This is a genomic window from Streptomyces noursei ATCC 11455 (genome assembly GCF_001704275.1).
Taxonomy (GTDB): Bacteria; Actinomycetota; Actinomycetes; order Streptomycetales; family Streptomycetaceae; genus Streptomyces; species Streptomyces noursei.
Genome location: NZ_CP011533.1, coordinates 8,874,399 through 8,891,286, shown reverse-complemented (window position 1 = coordinate 8,891,286; position 16,888 = coordinate 8,874,399). Strand labels below are relative to the sequence as shown.

Sequence of the window (16,888 nt, the reverse complement as noted above, 5' to 3'; positions counted from 1 at the left end):
CGGGCGCGGTGATGCGGACCTGCCTGGCTACCCCGCCGTCAGTGCGGTGACCAGTTCGTCCAGTCCGTCGAACTGCCCGTCGAAGGCGTCGGAGTGCGTCGGCGGATCGCCGACCGGTCGCCGGACGTAGGCGGTTCGCATGCCCAGTGCCTGAGCTCCGCGGAGGTCCCAGGCGTGGGCGGCCACCATGAGCACGTTTTCCGGTGGGCATCCCGCGGTGTCGACGGCGAGCCGGTAGACCTCCGGCGCCGGCTTGTAGGCCAGGACGGCTTCGCTGGACAACGCCTGGTGCCAGCGCAGCCCGGCATGCGCGTTGAGGCGCAGCAGGGCGGTGCGGCCGGCGTTGGAGAGGCCGAGCACGGGGAACCGCCGCGCAATCCGCTCGACTCCGGCAACGGAGTCGCTCCAGGGGCGCAGGCGCTGACCTGCTGTCGCCAACCGGGCGACGGCCGCCGCGTCGGTGAGGCCGACGTGGTCGGCCACCCGTTGCGCTGCCTCTCCGTCGATGGTCTCGGTGTTGGCGTATGCGCGGTGTCCTTGCGCGATGCGTTGCTGTTCGAGCTCCACATGCTGCTGCCACAGGGTGAGCAGTTCGTCGACGGACCCGTCGTCGGATGCGGGGACCGCCTCGCGAATGGCCGCTCGCAGCCCGCTGGGTTCGTCGACCAGTGTTCCGAGGACGTCGAAGACGACCACCTCGACGTCGTGGATCTCGGTCATGCGCTCTCCCGTCCGCACTGGTGTCACCGGCTCAGCGGGTGACGATCTTGCCACCGGCACCGTCACCCGTCAAGGCGGTGACGCGCTGCTCGCTTGGTAGGCGGCGGCCCGGCCTCCGTCGGACCGACGGCGCCGTGTCGTCCCGTGATCACGGAGGTCAAGTGGTGGGGCAGGGTGGGGTGAAGTCGACCGCCGCGAAGTACCGCGCCCATGCGGTGCCCGTGATCCGTGGGTACGCGCTGTCGCGGATGCGGGCGGCGACCCTGTCCGGGCCGGTGTCCCGCAGCCGGATCGTGAAGTCGTTGCCGCCGCTGGCCAGGGTGTTGCCGTGCGGGCCGAATGCCACGGCCGGTACCGGATCCGAGTGACCGATGAGGGCGACGGGAGCCGAGGCGCCGTGCGCCTCCCACAGCAGGACCTTGCCGTCCGCGGCGTCGGCTGCCAGTCGCCGGCCGTCCGCGGAGAAGGCCAGTGCGTAGAGCCAGGAGCCGGAAGCCCGTAGCCGTGTCGGCGTCCTCCGGTTGGAACGTCGACAGTCCGGCGTACGGCGCCTCCCGCGGACCGGTTTCGCCGGTCTCACCGTCAGGCGTCGCGATCGAGATCTCGGCCGCGACCGCATGCCATCGGGCCTCCCATGCGCGGCGGTCCCCCTGACACGCCGCGACGTACGCCAGCGTGACGCTCAGGCTCGGAAACGTGCGCCCGCCCGCGGCGTCCGACAGCGTCGTGGACGAATAGTGCGCCCTCTCGGCCAGTTCCCGGTAGGGCGGCCGTCCCGCCGCCCCGCGCAGCTTCCGCAGGTCGGCCGCGAACCCTGTCAGGGGACCGGAGTCCGGGTCCAGCGGGCGTTCGGCACGTGGCATGGCCTTCCTTTCAAGGAGCCTCTCCGCAGCCGCGACGCGGGGCGGTTGGTTGTCCGGCTGTTGTTGTCCGGCGTCCGCGTCCCGGCCCCGGACAACCCTCAGCGGCTGGACAGAGGCCAGCGCGACCGCGCACCGGCCATAGGGAGGGAAAGCATGAAAACCGCGAAACGGCTGTTGCCGCTGCTGGCGGCCATCGGGCTCGCGGTCGGCGGTACCTTGACGGGTCCGCCGGCATTCGCCGCGACACCGCTGCTCAGGTCCAACCTGAACGGAAGGTGCGCCGACGCCTTCGCGTTCCATCAGGAGAACGGCGCCTCCACCGTGACGTGGGACTGCACCGGCAACACCAATCAGCAGTGGCGCTGGGACGGCGAGCAGATCCGTTCCGGCCTGAACGGCAAGTGCCTGGAGATCTACGCCTTCGCCCCGGGCGACATGGGTTCGGTGAGCATGTGGGACTGCGACGGCGGCAGCAACCAGAGATGGTTCCGGAACGGCAACGAGATCCGTAGCCGGCTGAACGGAAAGTGCCTCGACATCCTGGGCGGCCGGCCCGAGAACGGCCAACTCCTGGTGAGCTGGAGCTGCAACGGAGCGGCGAGCCAGAGCTGGGACTTCTGAGCGGTGGCCCGGCCCGGCGTCTGACGCTCCGGGCCGGGCCACACCGTCGTCGAATCCGCCCATGGACGCCAGCACGCGCGGATCGGCTGCCACGGCCCAAGGCACCCACGCCTCCACGACTGCACCCGGAGTCCCGCAGACAGAAGAAATCCCGACAGGGACAAGACTTGCGCACGTCGCACGAGGCCGGGTCCGAACGGCTCACAGTCACCCGGACGGGCTAACGGGCCGTGGGGGCGGGCAGAGGACGGAGCGCGGAGGAAACCGTAAGGGACTGCAAAGATGCAGTGCGGTTCGGCCACCGGGTTAGGGTTGCCGCATGGGTGAAGGGCTGCGGGAACGCAAGAAACGGCAGACACGGCAACGCATCTCCGAAGTGGCCCTCGGCCTCTTCGTGCAGCGCGGCTTCGACCACGTCACCATCGCCGAGGTCGCCGCGGCCGCGGACGTCTCCGTCAACACCCTCTACAACTACTACGAGTCCAAGGAGGACCTGGTCCTGCCGCCGGACCAGGCGTCGCCGCAGCGGCTCGCGGACATCGTCCGCGCCCGCGAGCCCGGTGAGTCCGCCGCCCGGGCCGTCCTCGCACAGCTCCGCGCCGAACTGCGGCGCCGCGACCGCAGGGTGGGCCTGTCCACGGGGTTCGGCCGGGTCTTCGAGATGATGCGGGCCGCGCCCACCCTCACCGCCCGCCTGGAGGACCTCGGCCGGCAGATGACCGATGCGCTCGGCACCGTCCTGGCCGAGGAGACCGGTGCCGCACCCGACGATCAGACGCCCCGCGTGGTCGCCGGTCAGATCGGCTGGTTCCACTCCCTGGTCTACGGCGAGATCGGGCGGCGCATCGTGGCCGGCGAGACGCCGGACACGATCGCGGAGGCGCTGCTGGAACTCCTCGATGTGGTCGAGGAGATGCTGAGCCCCACCGCACTCGGCTACGCCACCCGCCCGTCCGGTGCGGCAGGCACGACGGAGTCAGCGCAGGTATGACGCCCCGTTGACGTCCAGTACGGCGCCGGAGGACCAGACCGCCTCGGGCGAGGCGAGGTATTTCACGGCGGCGGCGATCTCCTCGGGCGTGGCGACCCGACCGAACGGGCTCTGCTGCTCGACGGCGTCGGTGATCCGGTCGGCGACCCGTTCGGTGGCGACGAAGCCGGGGGCGACGGAGGCGACCGCGATGCCGTGCGGAGCGAGGGAGACGGCGAGCGACTGTCCCATGGCGTGCAGGGCGGCCTTCGTCGCACCGTAGGCGGGGTGGTCCGGCTCGCCCTTGAAGGCGCCGCGGGAACCGATGTTGACGATGCGGCCCTCGACCTTGTGGTCGATCATGTTCCGGGCCGCGCAGTAGGTGACGTGCGCCGCGCCCAGCAGGTTGACGTCCACGATGCGCCGCCAGGCGTCCTGCCAGTCCTCGAAGGAGGTGCGGTCCAGCGGGTGCGGGACGTTGGCCGCGGCGTTGTTGACCAGGACGTCGATCGGGCCGAGCGCCTCGACGGCCGAGGCCACCACGGCGGCCGCGCCGTCGGGGGTGCCGACGTCCCCCTGGATCAGGACGTGGCCGCTGCCCTCCAGGGCTCGCAGGGCGTCTTCGGCGGCCTCCCGACGGGACGCGTAGTGCAGGGCGACCCGGTCGCCGTCGGCGGCGAAGGCCGCGGCGACCGCCCGGCCGATGCCGCGCGAGGCTCCCGTCACCAGTACGGTCCGGTTCCGGCTCATCGGGCATCCTCCAGCGGTGGGGGCGGCCCGGCGGCCGCGCGGCGCAATGATCTTGCCGAACAGCCTCGCACGCGGCACTGCGGAAGAGAAGACCGGGGCGCTCCGCCCCGCGCCGTAGCGGGCGGGTGCGCCCCGGGTGTGCCTCTCAACTCCGCCCGGATGTCGGCCGGTTGCTCGACCATGGGCGACGTCGACCCGCCGACCGGCGGGTTCGGATCACTTGCCGAGCGCGGCGACGCCGGCCTGGGCGAACTGCTCGTCCAGGTCGCCGCTGGGCGCGCCCGCGACGCCGATGCCCGCGATCGGGGCGCCCTTGGCCTGGACGGGAGCCCCACCGGCGAGGAACAGCGTGCCGGGGATGTCCTTCAGGGTGGGCGCCTGCTCCAGCCGCTTGACCAGGGCCGAGGTGGGCGCGTTCCACGACACCGAGGTGAACGCCTTCTCCTCGGCCGCCTGGTACGACTGCGGGCCGGCGCCGTCGCCGCGCAGCGTGACGACGGTGTTGCCGTTGCGGTCCACCACGGACACCGACACGTGCTGGCCGGCCTTCTCCGCGGCGTCCAGCGCGGCCTGCGCCGCCATGGCGGCGGCGTGGACGGTCAGATGGTCGGTGGCGACCACGTTCCGGGCCTCCGCCTGGGCGGCCGGGGCCGCGCCCGGCTTCTGGGCGTTGGCGTCCGGGGCCGCTACGGCGACGGCACCGACGGCGGCCACGCCGATCGCGGCCAGCACTGCCGCGCCGCCGATGATCCGGGCCCGCTTGGACGGCATCTGCATGGGAACTGCTCCTCTTCCTCGACCCGGGGCCGGCCGGCCCCGCGGTCCGCAGCGATTGCGGTGCTTCCATCCTTGGCGGCGCGGGGCCGGCAGCGGTCCGCGGAGCGGATGGCGTCGCGGAGCATCATGGATGACGTCGGTGTCAACCGATCGGATGACGGGTGGGGGCCGGAAACCGGGCTACGAATCAAGGATGGACGTGAAGCACGTGAGCGGTGGCCGTACCGGAGCGGCGGACGGCGAACCGCGGACGGACCCCGCGGTCGGTCCGGCCGGCCGCGGGATGGAGGCGGTGATCTCGGCCTCCTTCGTCCTGCTGCTGATCGCCGCGATGGCCCGCTTCCTGACCCATCATCCCGGCGCCCCCGGCACCTGGTGGGTGATCGCGCTCACCACGCTGCTGGCGGTGGCGTACGTGGGGCGGCCGGCCGTGGACGGGGCGATCGCGCCCCGGTGGCGGCGGGCCTGGCTCGGCGTCTTCGTCCTGGGCTGGGTGGCCCTGGTGCTCCAGGCACCGAGCTTCGCCTGGAGCGCGGTGGCGATCGTCTACACGGCGTTGCAACTGCTCCCGGCGCGGGCCGCGCTCGCGTTGATCACCGTGCTGACGGTCCTGGTGGTGGTCGCCCAGGTGCGGATCAACGGTCCGGATCCGCTGCTGATCGTCGTGCCGCCCGTGGTCGCCGGCCTGGCCGCGACGGTCTTCACGCACATGCGGCGGCAGGCGGCCCGGCAACGCTCGCTCATCGAGGACCTGGTCCGGACCCGCCGCGTACTGGCCTCCAGTCAGCGGCGGGCCGGCATGCTGGCCGAGCGCGAGCGGCTGTCGATGGAGATCCACGACACGCTCGCCCAGGCACTGTCGAGCCAGCGGATGTTGCTCCAGGCCGCCGAGCGGCTCTGGGCGGCGGACCCGGAGGCGGCCCACCGGCACATGACCACCGCCTCGGACATCGCGGAACGCAACCTCGTCGAGGCGCGCCGGTTCGTCCACGACCTGGCGCCCGCCGACCTCTCCGGCGGGGGCGGGCTGCCCGAGGCCCTGCGGGCGTTGGCCCGCCGTGAGACCGCCGCCGGGGCGTCCGCCGAGGGCACCGCGGCGGACGCCCGGACGGGCGGCCCGACCGTGCGTTTCCGGATCGACGGCGACCCCGTTCCGCTGCCGCCGGCCGTCGAGGCGGGGCTGTTGCGGGTGGCGCAGGGCGCCGTCGCCAACGTGCGCGAGCACGCGCACGCCAGCGATGTCGTCCTGACCCTCAGCTACCTCGACGAGGACGTGGTCCTCGACATCGCCGACAACGGCTGCGGCTTCACCCCGGGCCAGCAGGGCACGCAGGGGCCGGCGCCCCGTCGGGGCCACGGCCTGCTTGCCATGGAGGTCCGGTTGCGGCAGCTCGACGGCACGCTCACCGTCGAGTCGCACCCCGGGGACGGTACCGTCGTGTCCGCGGCCGTTCCGCTGCGGGCGAGCGGTCCGGCGACCGGCCCGGACGAGGAGCGATCCACATGACCCGCACCCCGCACTCCCCCGACGCGCCCGCCGCCGCGCCCGGCCGGCGGGTGCGCCTGGTGCTCTGCGACGACCATGCGGTGGTCCGGGCCGGGCTGCGCGCCCTGTTGTCCGCTGACCCGGGCATCGAGGTCGTCGGGGAGGCGGCCACCGGCGAGGAGGCGCTGGCCGTCGCCGCCAAGGAACGTCCGGACGTGGTGCTGATGGACCTCAGCCTCGGCACCGGCATCGACGGGATCGAGGCCACCCGCCGTATCGTCGCCGAGGTGCCGGGCACCCGTGTCCTGGTGCTCACCACGTACGACACCGACGCCGATGTCACCCGTGCCGTCCAGGTCGGTGCGACCGGCTATCTCCTCAAGGCCGAGCGGCCCGAGGAGTTGTTCGCGGCGATCGCCGCGGCGGCGGAGGGGCGGGCGGTGCTGTCCGCGCCCGCGGCCAACCGTGTGATGGAGCGCGTGCGCAAACCCCATGCCGCGCTCACCGAGCGCCAGTTGGACATCCTCGGCCAGCTCGCCCGGGGGCTCGGCAACCGCGAGATCGCCCGTGCCCTGTTCATCAGCGAGGCGACCGTCAAGACGCACCTGGTGCGGATCTACGCCAAGCTCGGCGTCGACACCCGGGCGGGCGCGGTCGCCGCGGCGAAGGAACAGCGGCTGATCCCCTGACCTGCCCCGGCGCGCGGACGGGAACCGGCGTCGGACGGCGTCAGTCGGTGTCCGTCGCGGCGAGGACCGCCAGGCGCCGCCGGTCCGGTGAGAGGCAGGCGAGGCCGTAGTCGTAGATCTCGTTGTGGAACCACTCCGCGTCGGCCTCGAAGTGGAACCACGTGCTGTGCAGGGCGCGTTGTGCCACCTCGTCCGCGTCGGCGCCCCTGGGCGCTCCCGTCAGGCCGGCCAGCGACTGCCAGGCCGCGAGCCGCCCGTAGGCGCCGTGCGCGCCGTCGCTGTACATGCCTCCCATCGACGCGGTGGCGAAGAGCAGGCGCCAGACGGCGTCGAGGGGGCGAAGGGCGATCTCGAAGCGGTCGGTGGGGCCGAGCCCGTCCAGACATCCCACGGGCAGGGTGGGGAGCAGTGCGGGGACGTCCTCGGGGGCGGCGGATGCCTCCAGGTGGAATACCCAGGCACCGCCGGCGCCCCAACCGCCCGCCGTCACCGCGGCGGTGACCTGTTCGTACCGCTCGCCGGTGGCGGTGTCACGCAGCGCGGAGCGCACGGTCGTCCGGGGTACCGGCGGGTCCATACGGCCCTCGCCGGGGATCCCGGTGTCCATGCCGCCGGTGCCGCCGCGCGTCGAACGGCTCGGGAAGTCGGCGTCGGCCTCGAACGCCCGGCGGTCCACCGGCAGCCAGCTCAGCGGGTGATAGCCCGCCCGGCCGAGGGGCCAGAACCGCAGCGGCAGGAAGTCGTCGATGTCCACGCCGCGGAGCACCAGTTCGTGGAAGAGGCAGGCACGCAGTTCCGCGGGCCGGTCGAGGGCACGCCCGTCGAAGACCAGCTCGGCGAGGTCCGCGACCCGCTGCCCCTCGGCCAGGAACGAGGCGATGGCGGGCAGCCGCAGGCCGGGGGACGTGGTGGACGTGCGCTGTTCGTTGAGGAGTTCCAGCAGCTGCGCGACGTTGTCCCGGCCGGGGCTGAGCGCGAGCGCCCGCATGACGTGGGCCAGGCTGCACTCGTAGGACCGAGCCCGCTCCACCGCTGTCGCGTGCCGGTCCGTCAGCACCGAACCCAGTTCCCGCAGGTGGCCGGCCGCTCCCCGGGCCACGGGCCGTTCCGTCTTCGCCCAGACGACCTTCGCGAGGTCGTCATCCGCAAGATCCGATGCGTGTTCCACGGTGGGCCACCTTATGCGGCACGGTCCGCACGGCGTGCAACACCGTGAGATCCGCGCATCCTTCTTTTTCCATACGGTTGACATAATACAGCTGGCTTATAACCCTGGGAGGCACGAGCGGAACGGCGGAAGGAAGCGATATGCCCGAAGGACCGAGGGTGCGCACCACGGAAGGCGTGGTGCAGGGGTTCCGGCAGCACGGAAACGCGGTGTTCCGCGGAATCCCCTACGCCCCACCGCCGGTTGGCGCGCTCCGCTTCGCGGCGCCCGGACCTGCGCCGCGCTGGGCGGGGACGCGTCGCACCACGGAGTTCGGCCCGGCGGCGCCGCAGTCCGGGCCGGCTCCGACGGGTGCGACGGACGGCACGGACTGGCTGACGCTCAACGTCTGCACACCCGATCCGGGCGCGGCGGGCCTGCCGGTGCTGGTGTGGATCCACGGCGGCGCCTTCATCTCGGGGACCTCCGGCGACCCGATGTACGACCCGGCGACGCTGGCCGGGGCGGGGCTCGTCGTGGTGAGCATCAACTACCGGGTGGGCGCCGAGGGGTTCGCGCTGTTCGAAGGCGCCCCGGCCAACCGCGGACTCCTCGACCAGATCGCGGCGCTGCACTGGGTGCGGCGGAACGTCGCGGCCTTCGGCGGGGACCCCGACCGCGTGACCGTGGCCGGGCAGTCCGCCGGCGCGGGGTCGGTCGCCGCCCTGCTGACGATGACGTCGGCGCGCGGCCTGTTCCGACGCGCCATCACCCACTCGGTGCCGGGCAACCACTGCACCCCCGCCCTGGCCGCACAGGTCGCCGCCGCGCTCGCGGACCGGCTGGGCACCGTGCCCACCGCCACCGCCCTCGCCGACGTCACCCCCGGCGCACTGGCCGAGGCGGTCACGTCCCTCGGCACCGACCTCGCCGACCACCACCCGCACTGGGGCCGGCTCGCCCGGACCAGCGTCGCCGTCTACCCCGTCGTCGACGGGCAGGTCCTCACCGAAACACCCTGGCCCGCGCTGTCGAGCGGTCGCGCGGACGGGGTCGAACTCCTCGTCGGCCACACCCGCGACGAGTTCCGGCTGTTCAGCGTCATGAGCGGGCGGCTGGGCCGGTTCACCGACCGGGACGCCGACACCGCCCTGGAGCTCTTCGCCCCGGGGCCGGACGGCGCGGACGCCTACCGCGCCGCCCTCCCGCGGGCCACCCCGGACGCCTTGGTGGAGACGGTGTACTCGGACGCCCTCTTCCGGATGCCGTCCTTGCACCTGGCCGAGGCGAACGTCGCGGCCGGCGGCACCTCGTTCCTCTTCGAGCTGGGACTCGCCGCCCCCGGCCTCGGAGGCGGCCTGGGCGCCTGCCACAGCCTCGACGTCCCCCTGGCCTTCGGCACGCTGGACAGTCCCGTCGGCCGCCAACTCCTCGGCGAGCCGCCCTCCCCGGAGGCGGTCGCGGTGTCGCGGGAACTCCAGCAGGCATGGCTCCGCTTCGCCACCACCGGCGACCCCGGGTGGGCCGCCTACCATCCCGATCGGCAACTCACCCGCGTCCTGGACGCCCCCTCGGCGACCGTGCCCTATCCCGAGCAGTCCTCCCGTCGCATCTGGGACGGCCGCTCCCCCGCCCCCTTCGACCTCGGCGAGGCGGGCCCCTCACCGGAACTGTAACTACTAGTATGTACACTCGCCGCTGACGACACCGCCGGCCGCGTTCCGGCATCGACCCCGCGAGGAGAATCGGCATGCCCTTCGTACGCATCGACGCACTGCGGGCCGACGGCGAGCGGCTCGGCGCGCTCGGCCGGGCCGTGCACGACGCCCTGATCGAGACGATCGGCATCCCGCCGGACGACCACTTCCAGGTCCTGGTCAGCCACGACGGGGTCAACAGCACGCTGCGCCACGGCACTTACCTCGGCGTGCAGCGCGACGACGGCATCGTCTACGTCGCGATCACCCTGCGTGCGGGACGCACGGACGAGCAGAAGCAGGCGCTCTACCGGCGGATCGCCGAACTTGCGCGGGAGTACGCGGGCACCGAGCCGCGCAACGTGTTCGTCACCCTGACGGAGAACCAGTCGATCGACTGGTCGCTCGGCCACGGGGTGGCTCAGTACGTCGCTCCCCCCGACGAGTCCCGAACGGCCTAGGGTCGCCGCGCCGGCGGTCAGACCGTCCGTCGGCGGTTGCTGGTGATGAGGGTGTGGAGGACCGCCTGGGCCGTGGGCAGGCGGTTGGCCGCCTGGTTCCAGACCAGGGACCGGGGGCCGTCGAGGACCTCGGAGGTGATCTCCTCCCCACGGACGGCGGGGAGGCAGTGCAGGGCCACCGCCTCCCGCGGGGCCCGGGCCAGCAGGGCGTCGTCCACCCGGTAGGCGGCCAGGCGCGCGGCGCGCTCCTCGCGCTCGTGGGGCTTGTCCATCGGCACCCACACCTCGGCGTAGACGGCCTGCGCGGTGCGGACGGCGTCGATCGGCTCAGTGGTCAGCGTGACCGAACCGCCGGTCTGCGCCATCACTTCGCGGGCCTCGGCGAGGACGTGCGCGTCGGTCGCGTACTCGGGTGGGCTGGCGATGGTGAGGTGCATCCCGCTCGCCGCGGCAGCCGCGAGGAAGGAGTTGCAGGTGTTGCTCGTGCCGTCGCCGAGGAACGTCGCGGTCAGTCCGGCCAGGGCCCCGAAGCGCTCGCGCAGCGCGAGCAGGTCGGCCAGGGACTGGCACGGGTGGTGGGTGTTGGAGAGGGCGTTGACGACCGGGATCGTCGCGGCGTCGGCCATCTGCTCGACCGTGGCGTGGTCGAAGGTGCGCACCGTGACGGCGTCGAGGAACGACGACAGGACGCACGCGGTGTCGGCGACGGTCTCGCCGTGACCGAGCTGCATCTCGTCGCGGTTCAGGACGATGGCCGACATGCCGAGCCGTTGGGCGGCCGTGGCGAGGGACACCCGGGTCCGGGTGGACGGCTTCTCGAAGAGGCAGCCGATGGCGCCGCCGCGCAGATCGCGCTCCCACCCCAGCGGCTCCTGCTTCATCGCCGCCGCCAGGTCCAGCAGTTCCGTCAGGGTCTCCGGGTCCAGGTCACCGACCCGGAGCAGATCGTCGGGGACCTTTCCGGTCACTTCCGGACGGCTGTCCCCGGACACGGGTATCGGGTGGGACATCGGGGTCTCCGGCTTCGCTCGCACGGGCGGGACGTTGCGCCACCAGCGTGAACGGCGGCGCACCAGCAGGCACGCCGGCGCGCCCCGGCCGGGTGAACCGCGGTGGCGCGGCCGCGCCGCCGCCCGCCCCGGCGGCCACACCGGCCCGCTCCCCCATGGCCCCCACGGCCCCTACTTCACCGCATACACCTGGCCGGTCTGGGCGCCCTCCACGGAGCGGACGTATGCCCGGGCGACGTCGGCCACCCGGACGGATCCCATGCCGGGGAAGAAGTCGCCGTAGGCGTCGAGGGATTCGGTGAAGGCGGTGGCCCCGGCCGAGCCTCGGCCACTGCGACTGGCCTTCGCCTGGGCCACGCTCGGTCGGCACACGGTCCCGCTGCTGCGGGCCTGGCGGGCGGAGCACCCCGGCATTCCCGTGCAGGTGCGCCGGGCGGACGACCCCGAGGGGCCGCTGCGCCTGGCCCAGCGGCACCTGGCGCCGGGCCGGGCCGACGCCGGTTCGTAGCCGTCGGCCCGACGCGAAGACGGCCCTGGGGTCTGTCCGCCCCTGGCCCGCGACCTGGTCCGCGGTCGGGGTCACGTGCCGGCCCGAGCCGCGGGGTCGGCGGGCTCGGCGCGTAGAGCCGCGTCGGGCGCCAACCACGTGGCGATGTCGGTGACGACGGCCGGGTCGACGTGCTGGGCGCGTTGGTATGCGGCGGGGGTGGAGGGTCCGGTGCCGGGGAAGAAGAAGTGGTCGGCGGGCTGGTGGACGCGGAGGGTGACGTCCGGCCGGTGCGCCAGGCCGGCCCGCCAGCGGGCGAAGTCGTCCTCGACGGTGACCTGGTAGTCGCGGCCGCCTTGCAGGATGAGCAGGGGTATGTCCAGCGCGGCGGCGGTCGCGACGGGGTCGTAGGCGCGCAGGTCCAACCAGTAGGAGCCGGAGAGCCCGAGGGGCAGTTCGGCGGCCGGTGTGGTGGGTGACAGGTCGGCACTGTCGACGAGGGCGGCCTGTCGGGTGAGGGTGTCGACCAGGGACCGGGCGCCGGAGTCGGGGGCGAGGTCGGCGAGATGGCGGGCCACGCGGACGGCGGCCCGGTGCATCGGCTGGGTGTCGCCGGCGAGGATCACCAGACCGGCGAGGGACGGCTCGGCGGCGGCGACGCGCGGGGCGACCTTGCCGCCCATGCTGTGGCCGAGGACGAAGACGCGTGCGGGGTCCACGGCGGGATGGTTCCGGAGCAGCTGGACGGCGGCGACGGCGTGCGGGACGTACTCGTCGGTCATGGTGGCGTCGTGCCTGGCGGCCATCGCGGCGGCGTGGGTGTGGGTCACCTTGTCGAACCGGACGACCGCCACGCCACGGTCGGCCAGCCCCCACGCCAGGTCCTTCAGCGGCTTGTTGGGTCCTACGGTCCCGTCGCGGTCGAAGGGGCCGCCGCCGCTGAGCAGCACCACGCCAGGGCGGGGGCCGCGGGCGTGCGGCAGGCTGAGGGTGCCGGGGACGGCCAGCGGGCCGGAGCCGACGGTGACCTCGTGCTCGGCGAACTCCCGCGGGTCGGCGTAGGGCGGGGGCGTCCAGGATGCCGCTTCCGGCGGGGCCAGGCGCAGGCCGTTGAGCAGGCCCGTGTCGTCGATCGACATGACCAGGGTGAGGCCGCCGTGGGCGCAGGTGACGGGGACGCCGACCCGGACCAGTCCGGCCGCGAGCGGTTCGGTGACGGGTCGTCCGAGGGCGGTGACGGGGCCGGTGCCTCCGAGGTGGGCGTCCCAGGCAGCCCGCAGGGCCGCCGCGGAGACCTGCGCCCTCAGCGGCGGTGCGAACTGCGCCTCGATCCCGGCGAAGTCCCCCCGACACGCCTTTTCCGCAACGGACTTGGCGATGGCTACCGGTGTGGATGCGGTGTTCCTCATCGCTGCTCCCCCTACCTTTCTCAAGTTTTGAGAAAGGTAGCACGGCATGCGAACGTAGGGACATGGATCCATTGGAACTGCTGGGACACCCGGTACGTCTGCGCATCGTTCACCTCATGCGCGGTGGGCAGTTGCTGACCGCCGCCCAGTTGTGCGCACGGATCCGCGACGTCTCCAAGGCGACCGTCTACCGGCACCTCGAACTGCTCGCCACGGGCGGCGCCCTGGAGGTGGCCGACGAACGCCGGGTGCGCGGCGCGGTGGAACGTCGGTACCGACTGTGCCAGGAGCGCGCGGCGATCACCCCGGAGACCGCCGCACGGCTGACGACCGACGACCATCGCCGTGCCTTCGCGATGGCCATGACCGTTCTGCTGACCGAGTTCAACGCCTACCTCGACCAGGATCACGCCGCGCCCGTGGAGGATCTGGTGGGGTACCGGCAGCACTCGGTGTGGCTCAGCGACGACGAACTCCGTTCCCTGATCGGCGAGTTGCGCCGCGTCATCGCGCCGCGACTGGCGAACGGCCCGGCGCCCGACCGGTCCCAGCACCTGCTGAGCCCCATCCTGTTCCCGATCGCGGAGCCGCCCGCCGGAAGCGAGTGAGCCGGCGGGCGGCGCCCGGCCGTCGCCCGTCGCCGGGCCTGTTCGGCGCCGTGACGCGGCCGGGAGAGGATGGGCCCCGCAACCACCCCCGACGTCAGGGAGCAAGTCCACCGTGAACATCGCGCGAGACGACCTCTCGGGGCCCGACATCGCCACGTTCCTCGACGAGCACGTCCAGGAGATGCGGTCGATCTCCCCTCCCGAGAGCAAGCACGCCCTCGACCTCGACGCGCTGCGCCGGCCCGAGGTCGCCTTCTGGACGGTGCGGGACGGCGACCGCCTGGTGGGCTGCGGCGCGCTCAAGCGGCTGGACGCGCACCACGCCGAACTGAAATCGATGCGGACCGCGCCCGCGCGCCAGCGGAGCGGGGTCGCCTCGCTGCTGCTGACGCACCTCGTCGCCGAGGCCCGGTCCATGGGATTCGGGCGACTGAGCCTGGAGACCGGTGCGGCCGACTTCTTCCGGCCCGCCAGGAGGCTGTACGAGAAGTTCGGGTTCGTGCCCTGCGAGCCGTTCGCGGACTACCGTCCCGACCCGAACAGCACTTTCATGACACGGGAGTTGTGACCCAGCGCCCGCCGGCCGGGCGCCCCGGGGCGCCCGGCCGGCGGCGCGCTCAGCGGCCCTCGTCCGGGCGTCCCCGGGGCGGGACGGGCTCGGCGGCGAGCCCCAGTTCACGGTCGCCGAGCGGGGCGAAGAAGCGGGCGACGTCGGCGTCGGTCACCTCGGACAGTGCGGCCGGGGACCACCGGGGGTTGCGGTCCTTGTCGATCACCTGGGCCCGGATGCCCTCGACCAGGTCGGGAGCGGTCAGGGCCGCGCAGGAGATCCGGTACTCCTGGTCCAGGACGCGTTCCAGGGAGCCCAGGCCGCGGGCCCGGCGCAGTGCGGCGAGAGTGACCTTGAGCGAGGTCGGCGACCTGCTGTGCAGGGTCTCCGCGGCTTCCTTGGCGGCCTGGTCCTCGTCGGTCGGCAGCCGCCGGAGGATCTCCTCGACGGTGTCGGCGGCGTAGCAGGCGTCGATCCACGGCCGGCGCGCGGCGAGTTCGCCCGGCGGCGCCTCCTGGACGTACCGGCCGACGGCCTCGTGCGCGGGGACATGGGCGAGGTCCGCGATCAGCCGGGGCAGCGACGCAATGGGCACGAAGTGGTCGGCGAGGCCGCACAGCAGGGCGTCGCCGGCGCCGATCTGCGCGCCGGTCAGTGCCAGATGGGTGCCGAGTTCGCCCGGTGCCAGGCCGAGGAGGTGGGTGCCGCCGACGTCGGGGACGAACCCGATGCCGGTCTCGGGCATGGCGATCCGGGACCGCTCGGTGACGATGCGGACGCGGCCGTGCCCGGACAGGCCCACGCCGCCGCCCATCACGATGCCGTCCATCAGGGCGACGTAGGGCTTGGGGTAGTGCGCGATACGGGCGTTGAGGCGGTACTCGTCGCGCCAGAAGGCGGCCGAGGCCGCGCCGCCCCCGGCGCGGACGTCGTCGTGAATGGCACGGATGTCGCCGCCGGCGCACAGGCCCCGCTCGCCGGCCCCGGTGAGCACGACGGTCTCCACGGCCGGGTCGGACTCCCACGCCGTGAGCGCCTGATCTATCCGGCGCACCATGGCGTGGGTGAGGGCGTTGAGCGCCCGGGGACGGTTGAGGGTGAGGTAGCCGGCCCGGCCCTCGGTGCGCAGCAGTACGGCGTCGTCGGCGGTCATCGGGAGCCCTCCGTCGTGCCGTGGGCGGTGAGGTTGCGCATGGTGGTGGCGGTTCCTTTCCGGCGGCCGGGCGCGGTGACGCGGTCTCCCGGACGTTCTTCTCGGACCCATCGGCGCTGGCGGAGCCGGGTGTTGGGCCGCCGGCTCGTAGCATGGGGCGGTGGCAGTGTTCCGGATCGAACGTACCGCGCTCCTCTCCCCCGACGCCGCCTGGCGACGCCTGACGCACTGGGCGGCCCACTCCGCGCACGTGCCACTGACCACGATCACCGTGACGACGCCGCCGCCCACCCGGGTGGGAACGACGTTCGTCGCCCGCACCGGCCTCGGTCCGCTCGGGTTCGACGACGTGATGCGCGTCGTGCGGTGGGAGCCGCCCGGTGCGGGCGCCGCGGGAGCGGCGGCGGGCCGGTGCCGGATCGAGAAGCGGGGGCGGGTCGTCGCCGGGTGGGTGGAGTTCGAGGTGGGGCCCCGGGCCGGGGGCTGCCACGTCGTCTGGCGCGGAGAGGTGCGCCCGCGTGGGCTCCCCCGGCCCTTGGGTCCCGTGGTGGCCTGGTCGGCGCGCCGGCTGTACGGCCGCATCCTGGACGGGCTGCTCGGCCGGTAGGAGCCGGTCGCGGCCGGAGCACGCCCGGGGCGACGCGCCCGGCCTCGCGGGCCGCCCCGCGCCTCACAGCGCGGTCAGGAACTCCCGTACCGCCGCAGCGAATCCGGCCGGGTCGTCGTCGTGCAGCCAGTGACCGCACCCGGGGAACTCCCGCAGGGTGGTGGCCGGTCGCCGCTCCGCCATCTCCCGGGCCATCGCGGTCGGCAGGACGGAGCTGTCCAGTCCGTGCAGCAGCAGCGCCGGGCAGGTGGTGGCGAGCCAGTCGGGCCACCAGTCGCCGACCAGGGCCTCCTGGGACCGCACCATGTCCGCGTGGTCGAAGAGGAATCCCCAGCCGTCGGGGCGTTCGACGGCACTCTCCAGGAAGTAGCTCGCGTCCGGGATGCCGCGCGCCTCGACCTGGCGGCGCAGCGCGCCCAGGGTCGGCGCGCGGCGCGGCCAGTCCCGGACGTCCAGGACCGGATGGGCCACCGCGGGCCGACGGTTGAGGGCGCCGCCCTCCTCGACGACCAGCGCGCGGACCAGCTCCGGGTGGCGCGCCGCCAGCCGGAAGGCCACCACGCCGCCCATCGAGTGGCCGAGCACCGGCAGCGGCCCCAGCCCCAGTGCCCGCACGAACGCTGCGGCATCGGCGACGTAGGCGTCGGGCGAGACGTCGTCGGCACGTTCGCTGTGGCCGTGGCCGCGCTGTTCCAGGGCGATCACCCGGAACTCCGGTGCCAGCGCGGCGGTCAGGTCGGCGAACGCCCGGGCCCGCCCGAAGTGCCCGTGCAGGGCCAGCACCGGCGTTCCCGGCCCGCCGGGGTCCGCGTAGGCCAGTCGCAGGCCCCGCACGGTCGTGGTGTCCAGGGTCGTGGTCCCGGTGGTCAAGGTCATGGGTGCG

At 73.6% G+C, this 16,888-nt stretch carries 19 protein-coding genes; 10 read left to right on the top strand and 9 right to left on the bottom strand.

Going from position 1 to position 16,888, the window contains the following annotated elements; translation table 11 throughout:
- Positions 1 to 27: 27 nt before the first annotated feature.
- Positions 28 to 720, bottom strand: a complete 693-nt coding sequence (locus SNOUR_RS38115; RefSeq protein ID WP_067356361.1) for a haloacid dehalogenase type II — start codon at positions 718 to 720, stop codon at positions 28 to 30.
- Between the two features lie 157 nt (positions 721 to 877).
- The gene (locus SNOUR_RS38110) at positions 878 to 1,300 is read right to left on the bottom strand and encodes a WD40 repeat domain-containing protein (protein WP_067356358.1); all 423 of its coding nucleotides are present in this window, start codon (positions 1,298 to 1,300) and stop codon (positions 878 to 880) included.
- Positions 1,301 to 1,736: 436 nt separating this feature from the next.
- On the opposite strand from SNOUR_RS38110, the gene SNOUR_RS38105 reads away from it, so the two are divergent.
- Positions 1,737 to 2,204, top strand: coding sequence for an RICIN domain-containing protein (locus SNOUR_RS38105; protein ID WP_067356355.1), 468 nt, complete (start codon positions 1,737 to 1,739; stop codon positions 2,202 to 2,204).
- A gap of 319 nt (positions 2,205 to 2,523) precedes the next feature.
- Positions 2,524 to 3,195: a TetR/AcrR family transcriptional regulator gene (locus SNOUR_RS38100; RefSeq protein WP_067356353.1), complete on the top strand. Its 672-nt coding sequence runs from the start codon at positions 2,524 to 2,526 to the stop codon at positions 3,193 to 3,195.
- Here the strand turns inward: SNOUR_RS38100 and SNOUR_RS38095 are convergent.
- On the bottom strand, positions 3,181 to 3,924 hold the full coding sequence (locus tag SNOUR_RS38095) for an SDR family NAD(P)-dependent oxidoreductase (protein WP_067356350.1): 744 nt from the start codon (positions 3,922 to 3,924) through the stop codon (positions 3,181 to 3,183). The genes SNOUR_RS38100 and SNOUR_RS38095 overlap by 15 nt on opposite strands.
- 216 nt (positions 3,925 to 4,140) lie before the next feature.
- Positions 4,141 to 4,701 carry a GlcG/HbpS family heme-binding protein gene (locus SNOUR_RS38090; RefSeq protein ID WP_067356348.1) on the bottom strand — a complete coding sequence of 187 codons (561 nt, stop codon included), beginning with the start codon at positions 4,699 to 4,701 and terminating at the stop codon, positions 4,141 to 4,143.
- Positions 4,702 to 4,894: 193 nt separating this feature from the next.
- Between SNOUR_RS38090 and SNOUR_RS38085 the strand changes: the two genes are divergently transcribed.
- Both SNOUR_RS38085 and SNOUR_RS38080 read left to right on the top strand, forming a co-directional pair.
- A complete protein-coding gene (locus tag SNOUR_RS38085; RefSeq protein ID WP_079143149.1) occupies positions 4,895 to 6,208 on the top strand; it encodes a sensor histidine kinase in 1,314 nt (437 codons plus the stop codon).
- Positions 6,205 to 6,876, top strand: a complete 672-nt coding sequence (locus SNOUR_RS38080; protein WP_067356343.1) for a response regulator — start codon at positions 6,205 to 6,207, stop codon at positions 6,874 to 6,876. The genes SNOUR_RS38085 and SNOUR_RS38080 overlap by 4 nt, the downstream gene beginning before the upstream one ends.
- Positions 6,877 to 6,916: 40 nt before the next feature.
- Here SNOUR_RS38080 and SNOUR_RS38075 read toward each other — a convergent pair whose 3' ends face one another.
- The gene (locus tag SNOUR_RS38075; protein WP_079143148.1) at positions 6,917 to 8,044 is read right to left on the bottom strand and encodes a DUF6183 family protein; all 1,128 of its coding nucleotides are present in this window, start codon (positions 8,042 to 8,044) and stop codon (positions 6,917 to 6,919) included.
- A gap of 158 nt (positions 8,045 to 8,202) precedes the next feature.
- Between SNOUR_RS38075 and SNOUR_RS38070 the strand changes: the two genes are divergently transcribed.
- Together SNOUR_RS38070 and SNOUR_RS38065 are read left to right on the top strand one after the other, a co-directional pair.
- Entirely contained in the window at positions 8,203 to 9,699 is a 1,497-nt protein-coding gene (locus SNOUR_RS38070) for a carboxylesterase/lipase family protein (RefSeq protein WP_312635209.1), read from the top strand.
- A 74-nt stretch (positions 9,700 to 9,773) separates the two neighbouring features.
- Entirely contained in the window at positions 9,774 to 10,181 is a 408-nt protein-coding gene (locus tag SNOUR_RS38065; RefSeq protein ID WP_067356339.1) for a tautomerase family protein, read from the top strand.
- Between the two features lie 17 nt (positions 10,182 to 10,198).
- Here the strand turns inward: SNOUR_RS38065 and argF are convergent, their stop codons facing one another.
- Positions 10,199 to 11,215 (bottom strand): ornithine carbamoyltransferase, encoded by a 1,017-nt coding sequence (gene argF / locus SNOUR_RS38060; protein ID WP_312635204.1) that lies wholly within the window; start codon positions 11,213 to 11,215, stop codon positions 10,199 to 10,201.
- Positions 11,216 to 11,489: 274 nt separating this feature from the next.
- On the opposite strand from argF, the gene SNOUR_RS47560 reads away from it, so the two are divergent.
- Positions 11,490 to 11,699 (top strand): hypothetical protein, encoded by a 210-nt coding sequence (locus SNOUR_RS47560; protein WP_067356337.1) that lies wholly within the window; start codon positions 11,490 to 11,492, stop codon positions 11,697 to 11,699.
- A gap of 71 nt (positions 11,700 to 11,770) precedes the next feature.
- Here SNOUR_RS47560 and SNOUR_RS38050 read toward each other — a convergent pair whose 3' ends face one another.
- Complete coding sequence (locus tag SNOUR_RS38050; protein WP_067356334.1) at positions 11,771 to 13,087, bottom strand: alpha/beta hydrolase family protein; 1,317 nt, start codon at positions 13,085 to 13,087, stop codon at positions 11,771 to 11,773.
- Between the two features lie 62 nt (positions 13,088 to 13,149).
- Here SNOUR_RS38050 and SNOUR_RS38045 point away from each other — a divergent pair, with 62 nt between their 5' ends.
- Both SNOUR_RS38045 and SNOUR_RS38040 read left to right on the top strand, forming a co-directional pair.
- Complete coding sequence (locus tag SNOUR_RS38045) at positions 13,150 to 13,695, top strand: helix-turn-helix domain-containing protein (protein WP_067356331.1); 546 nt, start codon at positions 13,150 to 13,152, stop codon at positions 13,693 to 13,695.
- Positions 13,696 to 13,807: 112 nt separating this feature from the next.
- Positions 13,808 to 14,263 carry a GNAT family N-acetyltransferase gene (locus SNOUR_RS38040; protein WP_067356329.1) on the top strand — a complete coding sequence of 152 codons (456 nt, stop codon included), beginning with the start codon at positions 13,808 to 13,810 and terminating at the stop codon, positions 14,261 to 14,263.
- Positions 14,264 to 14,312: 49 nt separating this feature from the next.
- Here the strand turns inward: SNOUR_RS38040 and SNOUR_RS38035 are convergent, their stop codons facing one another.
- The gene (locus SNOUR_RS38035; RefSeq protein ID WP_067356327.1) at positions 14,313 to 15,398 is read right to left on the bottom strand and encodes an enoyl-CoA hydratase/isomerase family protein; all 1,086 of its coding nucleotides are present in this window, start codon (positions 15,396 to 15,398) and stop codon (positions 14,313 to 14,315) included.
- 160 nt (positions 15,399 to 15,558) lie between these two features.
- On the opposite strand from SNOUR_RS38035, the gene SNOUR_RS38030 reads away from it, so the two are divergent.
- The gene (locus SNOUR_RS38030; RefSeq protein WP_067356325.1) at positions 15,559 to 16,005 is read left to right on the top strand and encodes an SRPBCC family protein; all 447 of its coding nucleotides are present in this window, start codon (positions 15,559 to 15,561) and stop codon (positions 16,003 to 16,005) included.
- Positions 16,006 to 16,068: 63 nt separating this feature from the next.
- On the opposite strand, the gene SNOUR_RS38025 is transcribed toward SNOUR_RS38030, so the two are convergent.
- Positions 16,069 to 16,881, bottom strand: a complete 813-nt coding sequence (locus SNOUR_RS38025; RefSeq protein WP_067356322.1) for an alpha/beta fold hydrolase — start codon at positions 16,879 to 16,881, stop codon at positions 16,069 to 16,071.
- Between the last annotated feature and the right edge of the window lie 7 nt (positions 16,882 to 16,888).

Bases quoted from the DNA above. Each gene is read 5' to 3' on its own strand.
- SNOUR_RS38090 (WP_067356348.1), bottom strand. From the start codon at position 4,701: ATGCAGATGCCGTCCAAGCGGGCCCGGATCATCGGCGGCGCGGCAGTG.
- SNOUR_RS38080 (WP_067356343.1), top strand. From the start codon at position 6,205: ATGACCCGCACCCCGCACTCCCCCGACGCGCCCGCCGCCGCGCCCGGC.
- SNOUR_RS38050 (WP_067356334.1), bottom strand. From the start codon at position 13,087: ATGAGGAACACCGCATCCACACCGGTAGCCATCGCCAAGTCCGTTGCG.
- SNOUR_RS38035 (WP_067356327.1), bottom strand. From the start codon at position 15,398: ATGACCGCCGACGACGCCGTACTGCTGCGCACCGAGGGCCGGGCCGGC.
- SNOUR_RS38105 (WP_067356355.1), top strand. From the start codon at position 1,737: ATGAAAACCGCGAAACGGCTGTTGCCGCTGCTGGCGGCCATCGGGCTC.
- SNOUR_RS38065 (WP_067356339.1), top strand. From the start codon at position 9,774: ATGCCCTTCGTACGCATCGACGCACTGCGGGCCGACGGCGAGCGGCTC.
- SNOUR_RS38025 (WP_067356322.1), bottom strand. From the start codon at position 16,881: ATGACCTTGACCACCGGGACCACGACCCTGGACACCACGACCGTGCGG.
- SNOUR_RS38115 (WP_067356361.1), bottom strand. From the start codon at position 720: ATGACCGAGATCCACGACGTCGAGGTGGTCGTCTTCGACGTCCTCGGA.
- SNOUR_RS38045 (WP_067356331.1), top strand. From the start codon at position 13,150: ATGGATCCATTGGAACTGCTGGGACACCCGGTACGTCTGCGCATCGTT.
- SNOUR_RS38095 (WP_067356350.1), bottom strand. From the start codon at position 3,924: ATGAGCCGGAACCGGACCGTACTGGTGACGGGAGCCTCGCGCGGCATC.
- SNOUR_RS38085 (WP_079143149.1), top strand. From the start codon at position 4,895: ATGGACGTGAAGCACGTGAGCGGTGGCCGTACCGGAGCGGCGGACGGC.
- SNOUR_RS38100 (WP_067356353.1), top strand. From the start codon at position 2,524: ATGGGTGAAGGGCTGCGGGAACGCAAGAAACGGCAGACACGGCAACGC.